Genomic DNA, 265 nt, shown 5'->3' with positions numbered 1-265 from the left:
ATTGCGGCAGCCATTTTCTTGTTCACGACATTCCCTCGTATCTTGTTGTACTTGTTATACCGACTGAGGTAGTGCAATTGATGTGCCAGCAAAGAAGGCAATCACACGAAACATCGGTGCCGTGCGTTGCCATCGTTCAGTCAAAAGGAAATCTCGATATCGTTTTGAATATAAGCCGCACCAAATATGCTCAATCAAAAATATGCCAGCCAGCTTTTGGCACCAAACAGGTGAATTTATGAATATCGTGCACAAAACTCATCCC

Annotated in this window: 1 protein-coding gene; it reads left to right on the top strand. The window is 43.4% G+C overall.

All coding sequences use genetic code 11. The features are described from left to right. A partial coding sequence (locus R0J88_RS20860; protein WP_410901005.1) for a hypothetical protein occupies positions 1–242 on the top strand: 242 nt, incomplete at its 5' end. Positions 243–265 lie beyond the last annotated feature (23 nt).

This window comes from Pseudoalteromonas sp. SIMBA_162 (genome assembly GCF_046535955.1).
In the GTDB taxonomy this organism is placed as follows: domain Bacteria; phylum Pseudomonadota; class Gammaproteobacteria; order Enterobacterales; family Alteromonadaceae; genus Pseudoalteromonas; species Pseudoalteromonas marina.
The sequence above is the reverse complement of the archived record's forward strand: the minus strand, read 5'-3'. Positions and strand labels throughout refer to the sequence as shown.